The sequence below is a fragment of the Paeniglutamicibacter psychrophenolicus genome (assembly GCF_017876575.1).
In the GTDB taxonomy this organism is placed as follows: domain Bacteria; phylum Actinomycetota; class Actinomycetes; order Actinomycetales; family Micrococcaceae; genus Paeniglutamicibacter; species Paeniglutamicibacter psychrophenolicus.
Map to the genome: position 1 here is coordinate 206,683 of NZ_JAGIOE010000001.1, position 18,544 is coordinate 225,226.

The following is an 18,544-nucleotide window of genomic DNA, read 5'->3' on the forward strand; positions in this document are numbered from 1 at the left end:
CGGTTTGCCTCTTTCCTATTCACTGGTTTGAAGCCAGGACGGCTTCGGGGGTGGCGCTTGCGGCAGCTTCTTCGGCGGATGGTTTGCCGGCGTAGGCGCCGCGGTATGCGGCTGCCGGGTGCGTGTCAGCGACCCGGGTGTTGCCTTGCCCCGCCACGTATTCGCGCAGGGTGTTGCCTTGGTAGTCATCCCATGCCCTGCCACGCTTGCGCAGTTCCGGGACCACCAGGTCACTGAACTGTTCAAACGATCCCGGGGTCACCGCGTAGGCCAGGTTGATGCCGTCGAGCCCCGATTCGTCCACCCACCGTTCCACTTCGTCGGCAACGGTTTCGGCGGATCCAACGAAGACCGGGCCGATTCCGCCAATGCCGAGGTAGTCGGCGATCGCATTCGGGGTCCACGATCTGGTCGCATCCGCGGTGGTGAAGATCGAGAGGGCGGAACGCGCGGCATTGGTGTCTATGTACTTCAGTTCCTCGTCCCCCGCATACTGGCTCAGGTCCAGGCCGGACCAACCTCCGTAGAAGGTCATGGCGCCTTCGCGGGATGAATAGGACTGGTATTCGCGGTACAGGGCCTCCGCCTTGGCGTCCGAGTCGGCGACCACCGTGGTGACCAGCGCGTAGATCTTGGCTGCATCGCGCGGGCGGCCGACCATTTCCATTTCGTCGCGGATGGCCTCGGTCTGGCGCCGGGTGACGGTGGTGTTGATCGAATTCAGGAAGATCCCCTCGGCGTGCGTGGCGCCAAAGCGCCTGCCGCGGGAGGAAGCCCCTGCCTGGAAGATGGCTGGGGTGCGTTGGATGGATGGCTCGGAAAGGTGGATGCCAGGCACCTTGTAGTAGGTGCCGTCATGATTGATGGGGTGCACCTTGGACGGGTCGGTGTAGATCCCGCGCTCTCGGTCCTTGACCACAGCCCCTTCCTCCCACGAGCCTTCCCAGAGCTTGTAGACGACCTCCATGAATTCGTCGGCGAGGTCGTACCGCTCGTCGTGGCCCAGCTGACGGGTGTATCCCAGGTTGCGGGCGGCGGATTCGAGGTAGCTGGTGACCACGTTCCAGCCGATGCGCCCACGCGTGAGGTGGTCAAGGGACGAGAACTTGCGGGCCAGCGCGTAGGGCTGCTCGTAGGTCAGTGCGCTGGTCACCGCGAACCCGAGGTTCTTCGTCACTGCTGCCATCGCAGAGACCTGCATGAACGGGTCGTTCAGTGGAACCTGGTCTGCATCCAGCAGAGCCGGGGCGCTGGAGTTTTGATAGACATCGTAGATGCCCAGGACATCGGCCAGGAAGAGGGCGTCGAAGCCACCTGCTTCCAAGGTCTTGGCCAGATTCGTCCAATATTCGAGGGTGTTGTAGTCGTCGGCCCGATTTTCAGGGTGCCGCCACAGGCCCGGGCTCTGATGGGTTGGGGTGGTCATGTCGAAGGCATTGAGGGAAATGCGTTGTGTCATGGTGTTCTTTGCCCTTTTCCTTAGTCTGTTTCAGTGGTTGTGGCGCGAGGTGCGGGCCTGGTGAAGAACCGGGCCAGGTTCCCCTTGCCGGCCGGGGTGTTTCGGGTCAGCAGCACGCCCAGCAGCAGGATGGCCAGAAGCACCACGCCGCGGCCCAGTCCCTGCCAGAAGAAGGAGAGCCCCACCAGGTTCATCCCGTTGCTCAGCAACGCGAAGATCAGCACGCCGATCATGGTCCCGGGAACCGAGACGCGGGAGAAGCGCGAAAGCGTCGCACCGATGAAGACCGCGCCGATTGCATCCATCAGGTAGGCCTGGCCGGAGCCCGGCACGAACCCGTTGGTCCGCGAGGCCAGGATGACCCCGGCAAATCCCGCGACCAGGGAGCAGAGGAGGTAGGCCGAGGCTGTGATGCGGTTGATGCGCAGCCCGGAGATCCGTGCCGCGGTGGGCTGTTCACCGGTGACGGTCACTCCGCGGCCCCAACGGGTGGCACCGAGCAAGGCACCGACGACGAGGGCAACCAGCGCGGCGCTGACGATGACCCCATCCACATCGACCAGGTAGCCGCGTCCGAGCAGGGCGAACTCGATCGGAACGCGCGGCTTGGACAGGTAAATGGGCGCACCTCCGCCGGTGAGCAGCTGCTGGACGCTGGTGCCGATGAACCAGACGCTCAGCGTCGCCAGGAACGGCGGGATCCGCAGGCCAACGATCAGCGCCGCATTGACGGCTCCGACCAGCAGCCCGAAGAGCAGGCCAACCACGATGGCAACCCAGGCCCGGTAGCCGTCGGCGATCAGCGCCGCGGCGCCCAGTGCCGCAAGGTCTACCGCGACGCCGATGGACAGGTCGATGCCACCGGCCCGGACCACGATGGTCAGGCCCGTGGCAACCAGCGCCAGGATGGCCATTTGGCCCAGCACGCCGGCAAGGTTCCCCACGCTGAGGAAGACCGGGGAGAGCAGTCCGAAGCCCAGCAGGATCGCCGCCAGCGCCACGGGGGCGATCAATCGCGGTGCAACGGCACGCAGGCGTCCGGGCACCGAGGCCGTGGTGGGCACCGGCGGGGATGAGCGAGGAGCGGGGACATCGATCCGCGGTTCTTGGGTGATGGTCATTTTGCGGTGTTCCTTCCTCGGACAACCACTACGGCGAGCACCAGCAGGATCAGGATGCCCTTGGCAGCCCCCACCCACTGGCTGGCGATCCCCAACAAGGTCAGCCCATTGGCCAGCCCCGCCACGAAGATGGCAGCGACAACGGTTCCTGGGATGTTCACCACCAGCCGGCGGGAAAACACCGTGGACATGTAGGCGACCAGGATGATGTCCAACAGGATCTGTCCGCCGATTCCGGGGACGGCAGCCGAGAGCCGGGAAGCCAGCAGCACGCCGGCAATCCCGCCCAGCACCCCACTGATGACATAGCTGGAGAAGCGGTATCGGGCAGCGGAGAGTCCGGCAATCGAGGCCGCGGTGGCATTTTGCCCTACTGCGTAGTTGTTCACTCCCCAGGAGGTGTTGCCCAGCGCCCACCAAGCCACAAATGTGGCTGTGGCCAGCAGGAGCACGGATGCCGGCAACCCGGCAAAGCTTCCCTGGCGCAGCCAGAGGAACACTCCACCGTCAAGAGCAACCTTGATATTGTCGCTGACCACCAATTCAAGGGACGTGGCGATGCCCATGGTGGCCAGTGTCGCCAGTAGCGGCCGCAGGCCCAGGACCACCGCGGCACCATTGAGCACACCCAGCGCGGCGGCAACCGCAAGGCCGGTGAGCACGGCGGCGAGGGCTCCGGTTCCAGCTGCTGCCGCAACCGCGGTGACGGTCCCGGCCAGCCCTGCCGTGGCGCCAATGGACAGGTCGATGCCGCCTTCCAGGATGTCGTCTCCGCCGGCGATGATCACGATGGCCAGGCCGATGCCGGCAATGCCGAAGACGGCTGCCTGGTTCAGCACCGAAGCCACGTTTTCCCACTGCAGGAAGTACGGCGAGCCGAGGGCAAAGATCCCCAGAACCAGCAGGACCACGGCATACCCGGCCCATGCGACAATCGCCGGACGCTTGCGCGCCGGAGCCTTGGCCCCCCGTTTCCCGGTGGCTTGAAGTGTTGTGGCGCTCATGCGTCCTGCCTGACATAGATGGATTCGGCCACGGAACCAACGGGTTCCACGGCACTGGCTGTTCCCGAGGCGATCCCGAGGACTTGCTCGGTGGTGACCTCGCTGCCGGAAAGTTCGGCGGCGACCGACCCGCGATAAAGCACCAAGGTTCGGTCGGCGATACCGACGAGTTCCTCAAGGTCCACGCTGACGACCAGCACCGCGGCGCCCGCATCCACCAGCTCATTGATTTGTGAATAAATCTGGGCGCGGCTGCCCACATCGACCCCGGAAGTCGGCTGGTCCAGGACCAGCACCGAGGCTTCACTCGCCAGCCACTTGCCCAACACCACCTTTTGCTGGTTGCCGCCGGAAAGACTGCCGGCCATGGCCGAGCCGTTGGCCGGGCGCACATCGAGCTTCTTGATGAAGTGTTGAGCGAGCTTGTTTTCCAACGCAGGGGCGATGAAACCCAGCACACTCGACACCTTGGCCAGGGTGGCCACGGAGAGGTTTTCAGCCACCGTGTTGCGCAGGAAGATGCCGTCGCGGCGGCGGTTGGAAGGCACGTAGGCCCCTCCGTTGGCGACAAAACCCGCTACGTCTCGCACGGGCGCACCGTTGACCTCGACGGTTCCGTGCCGCTTTGCGGTTCCGGTGAGGGCGTCGGCCAGGACCTCGACCCCCGAGCCCACCAGGCCGGTGATCCCCAGGACCTCGCCGGGCAGAACCTGGAAGTCGAGCCCGTTCAGGGCCCTCGGCACCGAGAGGCCGCTGACTTTCAGTGCAGGCGCAGTCTTCCGGGGGCTCCGTGGGGTGCGGCCGTGGTCGAATTCGACGACCTTGCGTCCGACCATCATCTCGACGACATCATCAAGGGTGTCCCCGGAGCGCAACGACTTCTCTCCGACGTTGTTGCCGTTGCGCAGCACGATGATCCTGTCGGTGATGGTGTTGAGTTCCTGCAAGTAGTGGGAGATGTAGATGATTCCTACACCGGCCTCCTGCAGACGGCGCAGCGTGCCGAAGAGCTGCTCGACCTCGCCGGCTGCCAAGGGTGCGGTGGGTTCGTCAAGGATCAGCACGCGCGGCTTGGAGAGCACCGCACGAGTGATCTGGATCAATTGTTGCTGTGCGACGGTGAGTTGCCCCACCAGAAGCGATGCGTCGACCTCTTGGCCAGTGATCCGTTCGATATCCTCGGCGGCCCGTTGCTCGAGCCTGCCGCGTCGGACCCAGAGGCCGCCAAGGGTGCCGAGCCCCAGATACAGTTGTTCTGCCACCGTCAGTTGTGAGGCCAGATGCCGCTCCTGGTGGATCACGTGGACCCCCAGGCCCTCGGCGTCGGCGGGTTTGGTGATATGAACCGGTTGGCCATTGATCAGGATGCTTCCCGAATCGGCGGCGTAAAGACCGGTGAGGATCTTGATCAAGGTGGACTTGCCGGCGCCGTTTTCGCCCACCAACCCCAGGATCTGTCCGGAGCCAAGTTCGAGGGAAACGTCGCTAAGTACCTGCGCGGACCCAAACGACTTGTTGATGCCGATCATTTCCAGCAGCGGAGCCTTAGATGCCGAGGTCACGACGCACCTGATTCACGTTGGTCTTGTTGACGAAGATCGGGGCCAAGTAGCTGGTAGTGGGAACTTCGTCTGCACGCTCGCCCAAGAAGAGCGCGACGTTGGCTATCGACTGGGCTGCCATCGCCTTGGTCTGCTGCGCCACAGTCCCGGTGTAGGAGCTTCCCGCGTCGGCGATCAGATCTAGCGCACCAGGTTCGGCATCGACGCCGTAGAGCTTGATGTTATTGTCTCCCGTCGGGTCGATGGCCTGGGCCGCTCCGATCAACGGGATATCCCAGCAGCTCCAGATGGCGTCGATCTCACCGGCGGGGAGACGGCGCAGCTGGTCCTGGATCTGCTTCTTGGCGTCCTCGATGGTGCCTTCATACTTGTCCTGCAACTCTGGCTGCTGGATTTCGATCCCGGGGTAGTCCTCGAGCACCATTTTGAGTTCGTTGTAGCGAATACGGCACGGGGTCACACCGGGGAATCCATTGAAAGCAATGATCTTGCCCTTGCCCCCGATGTCCTCGGCCAGGGTGCGCGCGAGAGTGGAACCAATGGTCCAGTTGTCGCTGGTGACATTGTTGATGCTGTACTCGGACTGGAAATCGATGGTGAAGAGGGCGACGCCCGCTTCGCTGACCTTTTTTAGGGCTGGGCTGAGAGTCTGTGCATCGCCGAGAATCACGACGATCGCATCCGGTTGCTGGGCCAGGAGATTTTCCACGTTGCTGACGTGCTTGTCATCCTTGGCCTCGGCTTGCGTTGCAATCACCGTGCCGCCGAGCCCCTCGATGCGCGTCTGGAGTTCTTCGTAGACGACCCGGCTGAAGTCGTGAACGATGTCTTTGGCCGCGATCCCTACAGTCTTGCCTTCCAGAGATGGGACTCCTTCCAGCGGATCTGCTGCCTCGGCCGGAACGCCAGCGGCAACGGTCCCGCCTTGGACGGGCACCTGGGCGGCCTCGGCCACGGGTTCCTTCAGGGAACAACCCGTGACAAGGAAGGTCAGGGCCGCTGCGGTGCCGATGCCCTTCAGCATCGCTACACGAAGTGAACGACGGGACAAGTCCCGGCTGTGGTGGGGGTTTTGCATCAAGACATTCCTTCAACAATCTCAGTGGCGAAGAAATCGGCAACCGGCATTTCCATGCAAGGGCAAGACCTTGCACCGGGAAGCTTCGCGAGATCTCCATCGGTCCTGGCGGAAGCACTATCCACTAATTGCTCGGTGGACTTGCTGCGGCGTCAACAAGCCAGGTCTCTCGGCCGCTCTGGATGGGTACACTTCGATTCAAACAGCCAATTCTTGCCCGGGGAACCCAAACGTCACATGACGACCACATGCGGCCTCATGACGATATGAAAGTCCGTTTTGGCCTTAATGCGGAGTCTTATTTGGCTGCCAAGCCCTGGAATGTGGTCATGTGACGCAAGAAACCGTCACGTTCCGTCACCAATTGGCCCGGCGAACTGAGTTGAGCGATTTGTTCCGATCGCGTCGCGAAATATGTCGCGGGCTGCCGTGGCCAGCCACAAAGTGAAGTCTTCTGGCAAGGCTCCGCAATGGGCAACGGATCTAGAATGGAAATATCGAAAAAGGGTCCGGTGGCCGCCATGAAACACGTAAACAACCAACCGACTGGTCAATCAGGCAATGTTCCACGTATGGGGCCCGCGGCGTTGCATGGCTCGGCATCCAGTCCGGGACTTCCCAATCTCGCGGGTGCCCAGAATCCAGGACCCGGCACGGGGCACATTCTCTACGGGGAAAACGGCCGCTTGTCCGATGAATCTGCCGATCCCTGGGAACTCGAGGGCCATCTCGGTGACCGTGGCGGACTGCGTCGCTTTCTTGGCTTTTTGCGCGGACGTTGAGTGCCGGCGGGAGCGAACTCCCGTCTCGATCCACGTCGCACAACGTTTCGAAGGCTGTCGGATTCCCGGCTCAGGCTGTTTGCGCGCTTGCCAGCATGAATTCGCGGGCGGCGTGTATTTGCCCGGCGGTGGGCGTGATGCCGGTGTAGAGCACAAATTGTTCCACAGCTTGCAGTGTTGCCACGTCGGTCCCGGTCACCACGCGCTTTCCTGCCGCGCGTGCTGCTCGGATCAAAGGGGTCTCTGCCGGCACGGCCACCACGTCGAACACCACCTGCGCCGCTTCCACCTGATCCAGCGAGAAGGGCAGCATGTTCGACTCGTTGCCACCGGCCATGCCGATGGGGGTGACGTTGACCAGCAGCTGCCCTCCGTCGGCGACTTCTCGCTTCCACGTGAAGCCATAGGTCTCGGCCAGGTTCCGTCCGGCCGATTCATTGCGGGCCACCACCACGACGTCTCCAAACCCGGAGTGCGCCAGTGCCGCCACCACTGCCTTGGCCATCCCGCCCGATCCGCGCACCACGGTGGGCAGCGACGGAGATACCTCATGGAGCCCCAGCAGCTGGAGCACCGCCGAGTAGTCGGTGTTGTGGGCGGTGAGGATCCCGCCGTCATTGACGATGGTGTTGACCGAATCGATGGCCGCCGCTGACGGAGCCAACTGGTCAAGCATCGGGATGACAGCTTCCTTGTAGGGCATGGAAACGGCGGCACCCCGGATACCCAGCCCGCGGATGCCGGACACGGCCTGGGCCAGGTCAGTCGGGGCGAACGCCTTGTAGATCCAGTTCAATCCCAACTGGTCATAGAGGTGGTTGTGGAACAGCGTCCCGTTGTTGCTGGGCCGCGCCGCCAGCGAGATGCAAAGCGTCATGTCCTTGTTCAGTATCGGCATGCCCCGAGTCTATTCCGGTTGCCGGGGCCCGCTCCGGCACCACATGGGCCATCAGGCCAGGTGTCTTGATCCGAGGTGTGGCAGTGCGGACCGCCGGACAGGCGTCGTGCAGGCACCACGCCTCGGCTATCTTGGCGATGGTGGGATGTGCACGATGGGGATCGGCCAGGTTACGGCGAACGGCCTCGGGGCCGCGGCAACTGAGCGAGCTGATCGCCCTGGATGATCCTGCGAACGAGCGCTGGAGCGTACGCACGGAGACCCGGGTGCGCTGCATCGTCCACGCGGACCTGCACGACAAATTTGTATGGAAACTGCTCGAACGCGACGACTCACTGGTTGTCGGGAACTCCGCGGGGCCGGTGCACCCGGGCCCGATCATCGAGGCGTCCACGGAAACCCAGGGGATCACCATCGGCCCGGAAATCCCCGGGTACCCGTTCAAACAGGGCACACCCGCGGCGGTTGGTTACGCGGCCGCTTCCGCAGCGCCGTTTGGATTGCGTGCAACGGCGTCGGGTCTCGCGATCTGGCTGCGACCTCAAACCGGAGGTCGGCTCATGGTGCTTGCGATTGTCGTGCAGCTAGTCTGGGCTCGGGTGGCGATCTTCCGAGAAAGTGCCCAGAGGGAAAGGTGCTTGGCCAACCACGAGAGGCAGACCCATGGATTTTCAGAACTCCGGCAGTTCGACCATTGGCAAGCTACTTGAGGAAGTCTCTTGGGAAACGGCCGCCAACTACCGCAGCGGCGGGCGTGGACGCGAGAACGTCCTCACGGCCGAGTTCCTGATCGGTCTCGATTTCCTCCCTCGAGATTTGTTTCTTGGCGGGCTCCTGCGGGCGGCCAAGGGTGCCGACCTTGCGCGCATGGACCTTGCCTCCGAGGCTGAAGGCATCCAGCTGCAGTTCCTGCCCGGAGACCTACCAATCGCCCCGAACCAACCGGGCCAGCATGCCTTCATCGTTCAGCCCGACGCCATGCTGACCTCGGAGCGCACCGTGGCGCTGGTTGAAGCGAAGCGGATCCGTGCCTCATCGTTCCAACCCGAACAATTGGCCCGCCAGTACGTCGCGCTGATGGCCAATCGTGGCGAACGGACTCCGCTGCTGCTCCTGCTTGGTGCAGCACCGCCTGTTTTGCTGCGTGGCCTTGGACGCATGAGCATCCACGATGCCGTTTCCCGGCATATCGATGCCGTTCTGGAACGAGGGTGCTACCCCGCGGGCACCCGCGAAGAACTCATGCATGGCATTGACGAAGTCTTCTGTTGGATCGCATGGGCCGATGCCGCCGACGTCATCAAGCGTGAGGCAAATTCGTACTTATCGGATTGCCCGTCGACAACTGCTTCCATTCGACGGATCGCAGATGCGTCGCTCGCTTCCATTAAATGGCACTCCTGACGTGGTCCCGCTCCGGAATGCCACAAGGCGCGGAGCATCTGCACAGGTCGCGAATATGCAGCGTCGGCATGCCGGCCGCAACGGACAGCCGGGGCCTTTGCAAGTAAGCAGCGTGATCCCGCTTTCAACCGGATCGGCAAACACGACGGTATGGGCTTCAGCGACTCGGCGCCGGCCCTCGACTATTGCGCCCCTGTCGCCCGGGCACAGCTTCATGCCCGGGACGCCTGCCGCTTGTTACGGCACATGCCGCAACCTGCCCTCGTTACCGACAATGCAGACGAGTGCTCCGCTAGGCTAAAAGCAGGACCTTGGCGCAAATTGGCATCCGCGTCCGAATACCCAAAGGAGCCCACCTCGCGCAACCGCCCATCCCCGCGCACGACCTTGCCCTGGGTCATTGCGGGCATCGTGGTCGTGGCCTTGAGCCTGCGAGCGCCGATCATTGCGCCGACCGCGGTGATCGGGGACATCCAGGCAGACACCGGCCTGTCGGCGTTCGGGGCGGGCCTGTTGACCGGGCTTCCAGTGCTGTTGTTCGCGCTCGCCACGCCGCTGGCCACCCGGACGATCCGCCGTTTCGGACCGGAAGCCACCATCATCCTGTGCTTGGCCGGGGTGCTCGCCGGAACGGTCATCCGCTCGATCGGGCCGTCCTCGGTGATGATGGCGGGAACCGTGCTGATCGGCGCCGCGATGACGCTGGGCAACATTGCCGTCCCCGTACTGATCCGCCGGGACGTGCAGTGGAACCGGATTTCCTCCGTCACCGGCGTCTATTCGGCAACCATGAACATCGGTTCCATGGCCACCTTGCTGGGCACCGCCCCGCTGGCCGCGCTCGTGGGCTGGCGCTGGGCGATTGCGTCCTGGGGTGTGATCACCGCCGCGGGCCTTGCCTATTGGATGCTGCGCCAACGGCGCGCACTGGCCGCAGGTGCTTCCTCCGCGCGGCCGATGGCGGCCCTTCAGGCAACGGCGCACAACATCTCCGACGGCCCCGGCGCGGCAGCCGCCACGGCCAAGGCGACGGCAGACCGAGTCCGGTTTCGGCGGGTGGTCGCCCTGCTGGTCTTCGCATTCTGCGGCCAGTCGGCCGCATATTACGCCACGACAGCTTGGCTGCCCCTGTTGCTTTCCGAGACCCGGGGCATGGCCCCGACGTCTTCCGGTGCCACGGCTTCCCTCTTCCAGATCGCTGCGGTCATCGGTGCCTTCGGGGTCCCGCTGCTGGCCGCGCGAACGAAGCTCTGGATCGCCACCGCCGTCATGGCGGGGTTCTGGATTACGCTCCCCATCGGGCTGTTGTTGGCCCCGGACGCATTCGTGCTCTGGGCCATCTTGGGTGGCATCGCCCAGGGCGGCGGCTTTACGGCGATCTTCTCGATCATCCCGCGTGTTGCCCACAGCGACGCCGACATGGCCACTGCATCCGCGCGCATCCAGGCAGGCGGCTATTTGGCCGCCACCTGTTCTCCGTCACTGGCCGGCTGGCTGAACAGCTCCACCGGGACCTGGACCGTCCCACTGCTGCTGGTCCTTGCGATGACGCTGGTCTTCACGGTCGGCGCGCTTTGGGCCGCCCGGATCACCGAACGGCCCTAGCAGGAGTCTCCAAAGGAGACCCGGGCAGGGGGTTGTCCACGCCTTGCCCGGCTTCCTTTTGGCGCGCACCACTGAAGCGGCCCTCGCTCGGGAGTTGCCGCGCAGGCCTACAGGGCCTGGCGTCGGATGAACCGCGTGCCGGTCTTGACCAGCATCAGGACCAGCAGCAGGATCCCTACGTAACCGTTGAGCACGTAGACGATATTGACCATCTGGGAGAAGGGCAGGACCAGGCCGATCACGGTTCCGGCGGCTGCCAGGCCGATGGTGAGGTACTTGAAGCGCGGCGTCTTGTCGGCGAAGAATCGCGAGGAGACGGTCCACAGCAGCGGTACCGCGGTTGTGTAGATGCCGGCGAGGATCATGACCGAGATCCCTGCGGCAAGCACGGGGCTCACGTCGCTGGCCAGCACAAGCATCGGGATCTCGGTCCCGCCTACGCGCGTGATGTTGGCGAGCAGGCCCAGACCGACGATGATGCAGGCAACCGAGAAAGCGACAGAACCGACCAGGCCTCCGGTGGCAGCTTCCTTGCGGCTGCGTGCCGTCTTGCCGAGCGCGGTCAGGAAGGCCGCGAGCCACAACATACAGAAACCCACGTAGGACAGGCCGGCCATGAACCAGTTCGTGGAAGCCTGGGTCAAGTCCAGGGTCGGGAGCAGTGCATTGCCCTCCGCGATCCCGCCCGCATTGCGGAAGATTCCCAACAACCCGAGGGCAATGGCGACGACGACGATCACCGGGCCGATCTTGCCGATGACATCAACCAGGCTCTTCAATCCAAACCACACGCTGATCCCGACCACCACGGCCAGGCCGATGCCTCCGGCGTAGCGCGAGAGACCATAGTGCTCCTCGAAGACGGCGCCGGCGCCGGCGACCATCACTGTGAAGCTCAGGAAGACGAACAGGATCGAGAAGTAGTCGAAGAAGGTCCCCAGATGCCTGCCGCAGTAGTAGTGGAAGATCAGCGAGGGTCGCTCGAATTTCTTCGCCTGGCCGACCACGAAGAATTCGACGGCCACATAGGTCATCAGCACCAGGACCAGCAGCCCGGTGCCAAAGACTCCCCAGTACCCGTAGGAGGTGAAGTACTGCATGATCTCCTGGCCGGTGGCGAATCCGGAGCCGATGAGGAACGCGATGATCGCTCCGGCGTAGGTGAGGACACGCAGGAAGCCACCCTTTTCGACGGTGTCCAGGTGCGCCCGCGTGGGGGATTTTTGAGGCATGTTGCAGTTGTCTCCCGTGGCTCTGTCCGACGCCACTGGCGGCACGTCGCTAGGTGATATATCAATTGCCCTAGAACGATATGTCTCACATGTGACCTAGTCAACAAACAAAAGTAATATGACGGGCCTCACACTGAACAAGCTTGGGCTTGGTGGCATCGACTGACCAATGCCACCGGTGTCGATGGTCAGAACCTCCCCGCCACCACCGAGTGGAGCTCAAGCCAGGCTCGTTCGCGGTTTTCCCGCAGCATTTCCTCCTGACGTGGCGAGAACACCAATAGCGGGCCGAAGATCAGTCGACGGCGCGGCGCCGCATGGGCCGCCGCAGTCGTCCGAGCGGTGCGTTTTCTGGCCAGATGGCGGGCACCTGCACGATTGTCGAAGGCTGATTGGACATTGAAGGCATCTGTTGAAGTAGTCATGCATCAAGCCTGAAACGACAGGCCTCACCTGACCACCATTCGGCTATTTCCGAATCCTTACCTCGACGCAGCCGCAAGCCTAGACTCGGTGTCATGCAGATCAGACTGTCGGCCGAGGACCTGACCCGGGTGCGTTTCACCGTCTCGCCCCTGTGGGAAACCGTCACCAGCATGCGCGCCCTGCAGCTCGGAACCCGGTTGCACCGGCCCTGGATCACGGAGGCGACCTCGCGCATCCTGGCTTCGAGGGACACCGCGAAACAAGACCACCTGAAGCTACTCACCACCTTGATCCGTCCCACCGGGTTCATCGCCGATTCCTTGACACCCACACCGCTGCGACAGGACACCTTCGAGGCAGGCCTCACGGCTGTCGCCGCCGTGCCGCCGGAGTTTTGGGTCCGTGATCTCAGTTACTTGATAGCGGTCGAGCGGGAAGAAACCAGGCTGGAGACGATCCGTGCGTTCTGCGACGACCCTGATGGCGGAATCCCTCGACTTCTCGCGGCCCTGCGCTGGTACTGGGAGACTGCTCTTGAACCCTTCTGGCCCCGACTGCGCGCCATGCTGCTGGCGGACCTGGACTACAGGCTGGCGCTGCTGGCGGAACACGGAATCCACCAGGTCTTCGACACCCTGCACCCCAGCGTCCGGCGCACCCGCGACGGACTGGAGATCACCGCGAACTGCGACGGCTCGCACCATGCCGCGCCCGGCAACGGGCTGATCCTGGTCCCCAGCGCATTCGTCTGGCCGCGCACCCTGGTCCTGGATGTCGAACCATTCGTCCCCACACTCACCTACGCCCCGCGCGGGGTCGGCCGGCTCTGGGAGAACACCCGCCAGGTGAAGGACTCCCCCGTGGCCAAGCTGCTCGGCCACACGCGTGCAACGATCCTGGCCCAGCTCGACCTCCCGATGACGACCACCCAGTTGGCCTGCGCCCTGGACCTGGCAGCGGGAACGGTCAACGGGCACCTGAAGGTGCTCGAAGCCTCGGGGCTCACCGACACCATCCGTGCCGGCCGCGAGGTTTTCTACCGACGAGCGGGCCTGGGCGAGGACCTGCTCGCCCGGGCGTAGCCGGGCGCCGTCCACGGACTGTCTGCCCGACTGGGTAGTCTCGGGGCATGATCGATTTCAACAATGCCTCCGTCTTCAAGCTCAGTCCGTGCAACCCGAATGACGTGGCAGGGGAAGTCACCCCGCTCTTCGTACAGGGCGAGGACCTGCTCGCCGCCTTCAAGGGTGTGCGGGACTACGTGGTCTTCAGCAACAAGCGGCTCATTGCGGTGAACATCCAGGGGATCACCGGCAAGAAGCGCGACTATACGTCGTTGCCGTATTCCAAGATCCAGGCCTTCTCCGTGGAAACCGCCGGAACCTTCGACCTCGATGCCGAACTGGATTTGTGGTTCAGTGGCTTGGGCAAGGTCCGCCTCGAGTTCAAGGGCAAGGTCGACGTGCGCGCCCTCTCGCAGCTCATCGCTTCCCACGTCCTGTAGCGGAATCCGCTGCCTTTGCCGACCCGGGCCGTGCGATTAACCGGAAATACACAGGCCGATGCTGGCATCGAATCGGTTGCGTTGTTCGTTGGACCAAAAGGAGAGCACCCACCGAACCAACCAACGGAGCCCCTTGCCTTCAATCCGCACAGCCACGAGCCTTGCACTTGCCGACCGACCGGAGCCTCGGGACGCAGGCGCTCTTTCCGGTGATTCGTCGCGCCGCCGGACCGTCGTGCTGCTGGGGATCGACGGGGCCGGCAAGACCACCACGGCAACAGCCCTCGTGGCTTCGCTCCGGGATTCCGGGGCCCGTGCCCAGTTGTTGCGAAACCCGGCCGGGCGCCGCTGGATGACCAAGGTGGCCGCCAGGTTCGGGACGGCGTTGACGCCGGTTTGGGCCAATCGGCTTGAATCGGTCGTCCGGTGCGTCAATGTCCTGCTCGCCCATACCCGGGCCGTCGCGTTTCCCGGAACCACCGTGATGGACCGCCACGTGGCCTGCCAGCTGGTCTTGCGTTCCATCCGGGGCCTACCCCAAGGCGTCCTCTTGCCGTGGCTGCTGGCCCGGCTTCCGCGCCCGGAGGCGATCATCCTGATCGATGTCCCGGCCGATGTCGCATACTCCCGGATCCTGCTGCGCGGGGAAGACAGCGAGACCCTTGCCTATTTGAGCTCGTCGCGCGAGGCCTACCTTGAGATTGCGATGGCCCGGGGCTGGCACGTCGTTGACGGATCCGGCACGCCCCAGCAAGTGGCCGCCGACGCCCTGCGGGCCGCGTGCTCCCTCAGCTGAGGCCTCCGCCGCAGCAACGCCTGTTCCGGGCCCAGCGGAACATCTCCCCTCCTTGCCGGGCGATACCCGGCTCTGACCACAAGGAATGTGAGTTGACGTGGGTCGCGATGAGACACCTGCTTTTTAGCTTCTAAAAAGACCCGGGCTTCTTCGGCGGTTTCCTGCGGACCTCGACCCATTTCCGGCTTTCTTGCCCGGTTCGGTGGTCGAGCGGCCGCATTTTTAGATTTCGCGAAGAAATGCAAATCTTTCCATCAAAACCCTCTAGCCGACTCTGGCAAAGTGCGGAAATGTAGTTCTTACGCAGAAAGAACGCCGGAACAACCTATCGGGAACATCAACGAAGATGGTCCCCAACCGGCACCGGCAACCAGCAAGGAGAAGGCAATGACCGAGCAGAACTCGACCGAGAACCGTATCGCAGCAATCGAACAGGATTGGGCAACCAACCCACGCTGGAACGGCGTTACTCGTGATTACTCGGCAGCTGAAGTTGTGAAGCTCCAGGGTTCCGTCCAGGAAGAGCACACGCTGGCTCGCCGCGGCTCGGAGAAGCTCTGGAAGCAGCTCACCGAGGAAGCCCCGACCGGCGGCTACACCAACGCACTGGGCGCCCTGACCGGCAACCAGGCAGTGCAGCAGGTCAAGGCCGGCCTCCGCGCCATCTACCTCTCGGGTTGGCAGGTCGCAGCAGACGCCAACCTCTCGGGCCACACCTACCCGGACCAGTCCCTCTACCCGGCCAACTCGGTTCCGCAGGTCGTGCGCCGCATCAACAACGCGCTGCTCCGTGCCGACCAGATCGAGCACGCCGAAGGCATCAAGTCGGTTGAGGACTGGATCGTCCCGATCGTTGCCGACGCAGAGGCAGGCTTCGGCGGCCCGCTGAACGCCTACGAACTGATGAAGTCGATGATCTCCTCCGGCGCCTCGGGCGTTCACTGGGAAGACCAGCTCGCTTCGGAGAAGAAGTGCGGCCACCTCGGCGGCAAGGTCCTGATCCCGACCCAGCAGCACGTTCGCACCCTGAACGCAGCCCGCCTGGCAGCAGACGTCGCCGGCACCCCGTCGGTCGTCATCGCACGCACCGACGCCGAGGCAGCAACCCTGATCACCTCCGACGTCGATGACCGCGACAAGGAATTCGTCACCGGCGAGCGCACCGCGGAAGGCTTCTACAAGGTCCGCAACGGCATCGAGCCGTGCATCGCCCGTGCCAAGGCCTACGCACCGTACTCGGACCTCATCTGGATGGAGACCGGCACCCCGGACCTGGAACTTGCCCGCAAGTTCGCCGAGGCAGTCAAGGCAGACTTCCCGGACCAGATGCTCTCCTACAACTGCTCCCCTTCCTTCAACTGGAAGAAGCACCTGGACGATGCAACCATCGCCAAGTTCCAGCGCGAACTCGGCGCCATGGGCTTCACCTTCCAGTTCATCACCCTCGCAGGCTTCCACTCCCTGAACCACTCGATGTTCGACCTGGCCCACGGCTACGCCCGTGAAGGCATGAGCGCCTACGTCGAGCTCCAGGAAGCGGAATTCGCTTCGGAGGCACGCGGCTACACCGCAACCAAGCACCAGCGCGAAGTCGGCACCGGCTACTTCGACGACATCGCCACCGTGTTGAACCCGAACGCCTCGACCCTGGCCCTGGCCGGATCCACCGAAGCCGGACAGTTCCACTAAACAAACCTCGGCGGTTGCCGCCGCGGTTCCGGTGGGCCGGCTGGAGACAGCCGGCCCACCGGGCCACACGTATTTACCCGATTTTCCCAGGCACACCGCCACCCAAAATCTTGATTCAAGAAGGAGTCACAGCCATGAACGATCCAATCACCCTGAACGGTATTACTTTGGTCGCTGCCCCCGTCCGCCGGCAGGAACAGATCCTCACCCCCCAGGCGTTGGACTTCTTGGCCCAGCTCCACAAGGCATTCGACGGACGCCGCGCAGAACTGATGCAGACCCGCCAACTCAACCGTGCGCGGATCGCCAACGGCGCGGATCCGAAGTTCCGTCCCGAGACCAAGCACATCCGTGACGACGCCTCCTGGCAGGTCGCCCCCATCGCTCCCGGCCTGGAGGACCGCCGCGTGGAGATCACCGGCCCGACCGACCGCAAGATGACAATCAACGCACTGAACTCCGGCGCGAAGGTCTGGCTGGCAGACCTCGAGGACTCCTCGACCCCCAGCTGGTCCAACGTCATCAACGGACAGCTGAACCTGCGCTCCGTGCTGGACCGCAACATCGACTTCACCTCGCCCGAGGGCAAGGAATACAAGCTGCAGGGCGAAAAGCTCACCGACATGCCCACCATCGTGGTTCGCCCGCGTGGCTGGCACCTGCCGGAAAAGAACCTGCTGGTTGGCGGCAAGCCGGTCTCCGGCGCGTTGGTCGACTTCGGCCTGTACTTCTTCCACAACGCCCAGCGCCTGATCTCCCAGGGCCGCGGCCCCTACTTCTACCTGCCGAAGATCGAGAACCACCTGGAGGCACGCCTCTGGAACGACGTCTTCGTGATGGCCCAGGACCTGGTGGGCATCCCGCAGGGCACCATCCGTGCCACGGTCCTTATCGAGACCATCACCGCGGCCTTTGAGATGGAAGAGATCCTCTACGAGCTGCGCGACCACGCAGCAGGGCTGAACGCCGGCCGCTGGGACTACATCTTCTCGATCATCAAGAACTTCCGTTCCCGCGGCCCGCGCTTCGTGCTCCCGGACCGCGGCATGGTCACCATGACCGCGCCGTTCATGCGCTCCTACACCGAGCAGCTGGTTCGTGCCTGCCACCGTCGCGGTGCCATGGCCATCGGCGGCATGGCTGCCTTCATCCCCAACCGCAAGGACGAGGCAATCAACACCGTGGCCTTCGAGAAGGTCCGTGCCGACAAGACCCGCGAAGCCAACGACGGCTTCGACGGCTCCTGGGTTGCACACCCGGACCTGGTTCCGGTGGCCCGCGAGGTCTTCGACTCGGTCCTGGGCGATAACCCGAACCAGCGCGAGAACACCCGCGACGATGTCACCCCGGACGACAAGGAACTGCTGAACATCGCCGGCACCGAGGGCAAGATCACCGAAGCCGGCATCCGCAACAACATCGAGGTGGGCATCCGCTACATGGAGGCCTGGCTGCGCGGCAACGGCGCCGTCGCCATCCACAACCTCATGGAGGATGCCGCCACCGCCGAGATCTCGCGTTCGCAGATCTGGCAGTGGATCCAGCAGGCAGCCATCACCGACGAGGGAGAACTGATTTCCCGTCACTGGGTCGAGGCGCTGACCGAAGAGGAATTCGAGAAGCTTTCCCGCTTCGAGGGCGACCGTTTCGACGACGCCCGCGAGATCTTCGAGGCATGCGCCTTGCGTGAGGACTTCCCGACCTTCCTCACCGTCCAGGCCTACAACCGCTACCTGCGCGAGGCCAAGGCACTCGAACCGGCAGCCTAGATCCGCTGTGGCGGCGGGGGCAGGGGGCAAGCGCAACGACGCGAACACCCCCTGGTCCCCGCCACCAAGCAACAACTGAATAGACGTCGATCGTCCCCACCGGCAGAGCTGCCTATGGCGGGGACGATCGTTCTTTTAACCAGGCTTTCCGCCAAATCAATGGATCCCTCACGCTAGTGTCGGCAATGACACCACCCTCCGCGTCATCAAATGCC

Annotated in this window: 15 protein-coding genes and 1 riboswitch; of the genes, 7 read left to right on the forward strand and 8 right to left on the reverse strand. The window is 63.8% G+C overall.

Annotated features, from left to right (window positions below; all coding sequences use genetic code 11):
• Positions 1-19: 19 nt before the first annotated feature.
• From JOF46_RS00890 to JOF46_RS00915, 6 genes are all read right to left on the reverse strand, one after another.
• The gene (locus tag JOF46_RS00890; RefSeq protein WP_209905598.1) at positions 20-1,459 is read right to left on the reverse strand and encodes an LLM class flavin-dependent oxidoreductase; all 1,440 of its coding nucleotides are present in this window, start codon (positions 1,457-1,459) and stop codon (positions 20-22) included.
• A 20-nt stretch (positions 1,460-1,479) separates the two neighbouring features.
• Complete coding sequence (locus JOF46_RS00895) at positions 1,480-2,580, reverse strand: ABC transporter permease (RefSeq protein WP_209905599.1); 1,101 nt, start codon at positions 2,578-2,580, stop codon at positions 1,480-1,482.
• Positions 2,577-3,584 (reverse strand): ABC transporter permease, encoded by a 1,008-nt coding sequence (locus JOF46_RS00900; protein ID WP_209905600.1) that lies wholly within the window; start codon positions 3,582-3,584, stop codon positions 2,577-2,579. The genes JOF46_RS00895 and JOF46_RS00900 overlap by 4 nt, the downstream gene beginning before the upstream one ends.
• A complete protein-coding gene (locus JOF46_RS00905) occupies positions 3,581-5,146 on the reverse strand; it encodes a sugar ABC transporter ATP-binding protein (RefSeq protein WP_209905601.1) in 1,566 nt (521 codons plus the stop codon). The genes JOF46_RS00900 and JOF46_RS00905 overlap by 4 nt, the downstream gene beginning before the upstream one ends.
• Positions 5,130-6,170 (reverse strand): substrate-binding domain-containing protein, encoded by a 1,041-nt coding sequence (locus tag JOF46_RS00910; RefSeq protein WP_209905602.1) that lies wholly within the window; start codon positions 6,168-6,170, stop codon positions 5,130-5,132. Before JOF46_RS00910 ends, JOF46_RS00905 begins: the two co-directional genes overlap by 17 nt.
• A gap of 147 nt (positions 6,171-6,317) precedes the next feature.
• Positions 6,318-6,413: riboswitch (SAM riboswitch) on the reverse strand.
• Positions 6,414-7,076: 663 nt separating this feature from the next.
• A complete protein-coding gene (locus tag JOF46_RS00915) occupies positions 7,077-7,904 on the reverse strand; it encodes a shikimate 5-dehydrogenase (RefSeq protein ID WP_209905603.1) in 828 nt (275 codons plus the stop codon).
• Positions 7,905-8,567: 663 nt separating this feature from the next.
• Between JOF46_RS00915 and JOF46_RS00920 the strand changes: the two genes are divergently transcribed.
• Together JOF46_RS00920 and JOF46_RS00925 are read left to right on the forward strand one after the other, a co-directional pair.
• Entirely contained in the window at positions 8,568-9,308 is a 741-nt protein-coding gene (locus tag JOF46_RS00920; protein WP_209905604.1) for a hypothetical protein, read from the forward strand.
• 321 nt (positions 9,309-9,629) lie between these two features.
• Positions 9,630-10,913 carry an MFS transporter gene (locus JOF46_RS00925; protein ID WP_342592324.1) on the forward strand — a complete coding sequence of 428 codons (1,284 nt, stop codon included), beginning with the start codon at positions 9,630-9,632 and terminating at the stop codon, positions 10,911-10,913.
• 107 nt (positions 10,914-11,020) lie between these two features.
• On the opposite strand, the gene JOF46_RS00930 is transcribed toward JOF46_RS00925, so the two are convergent.
• On the reverse strand, positions 11,021-12,145 hold the full coding sequence (locus JOF46_RS00930; protein WP_209905605.1) for a YkvI family membrane protein: 1,125 nt from the start codon (positions 12,143-12,145) through the stop codon (positions 11,021-11,023).
• 188 nt (positions 12,146-12,333) lie between these two features.
• Positions 12,334-12,570, reverse strand: a complete 237-nt coding sequence (locus tag JOF46_RS00935) for a hypothetical protein (RefSeq protein ID WP_209905606.1) — start codon at positions 12,568-12,570, stop codon at positions 12,334-12,336.
• Between the two features lie 93 nt (positions 12,571-12,663).
• On the opposite strand from JOF46_RS00935, the gene JOF46_RS00940 reads away from it, so the two are divergent.
• From JOF46_RS00940 to aceB, 5 genes are all read left to right on the forward strand, one after another.
• On the forward strand, positions 12,664-13,653 hold the full coding sequence (locus JOF46_RS00940; protein ID WP_209905607.1) for an ArsR/SmtB family transcription factor: 990 nt from the start codon (positions 12,664-12,666) through the stop codon (positions 13,651-13,653).
• A 47-nt stretch (positions 13,654-13,700) separates the two neighbouring features.
• Positions 13,701-14,075: a PH domain-containing protein gene (locus JOF46_RS00945; RefSeq protein ID WP_209905608.1), complete on the forward strand. Its 375-nt coding sequence runs from the start codon at positions 13,701-13,703 to the stop codon at positions 14,073-14,075.
• Positions 14,076-14,208: 133 nt separating this feature from the next.
• Positions 14,209-14,871 (forward strand): nucleoside/nucleotide kinase family protein, encoded by a 663-nt coding sequence (locus tag JOF46_RS00950; RefSeq protein ID WP_245347957.1) that lies wholly within the window; start codon positions 14,209-14,211, stop codon positions 14,869-14,871.
• 387 nt (positions 14,872-15,258) lie between these two features.
• Positions 15,259-16,560, forward strand: coding sequence for an isocitrate lyase (gene aceA, locus JOF46_RS00955; protein WP_209905610.1), 1,302 nt, complete (start codon positions 15,259-15,261; stop codon positions 16,558-16,560).
• 134 nt (positions 16,561-16,694) lie between these two features.
• Positions 16,695-18,329, forward strand: coding sequence for a malate synthase A (aceB, locus tag JOF46_RS00960; protein ID WP_209905611.1), 1,635 nt, complete (start codon positions 16,695-16,697; stop codon positions 18,327-18,329).
• Positions 18,330-18,544 lie beyond the last annotated feature (215 nt).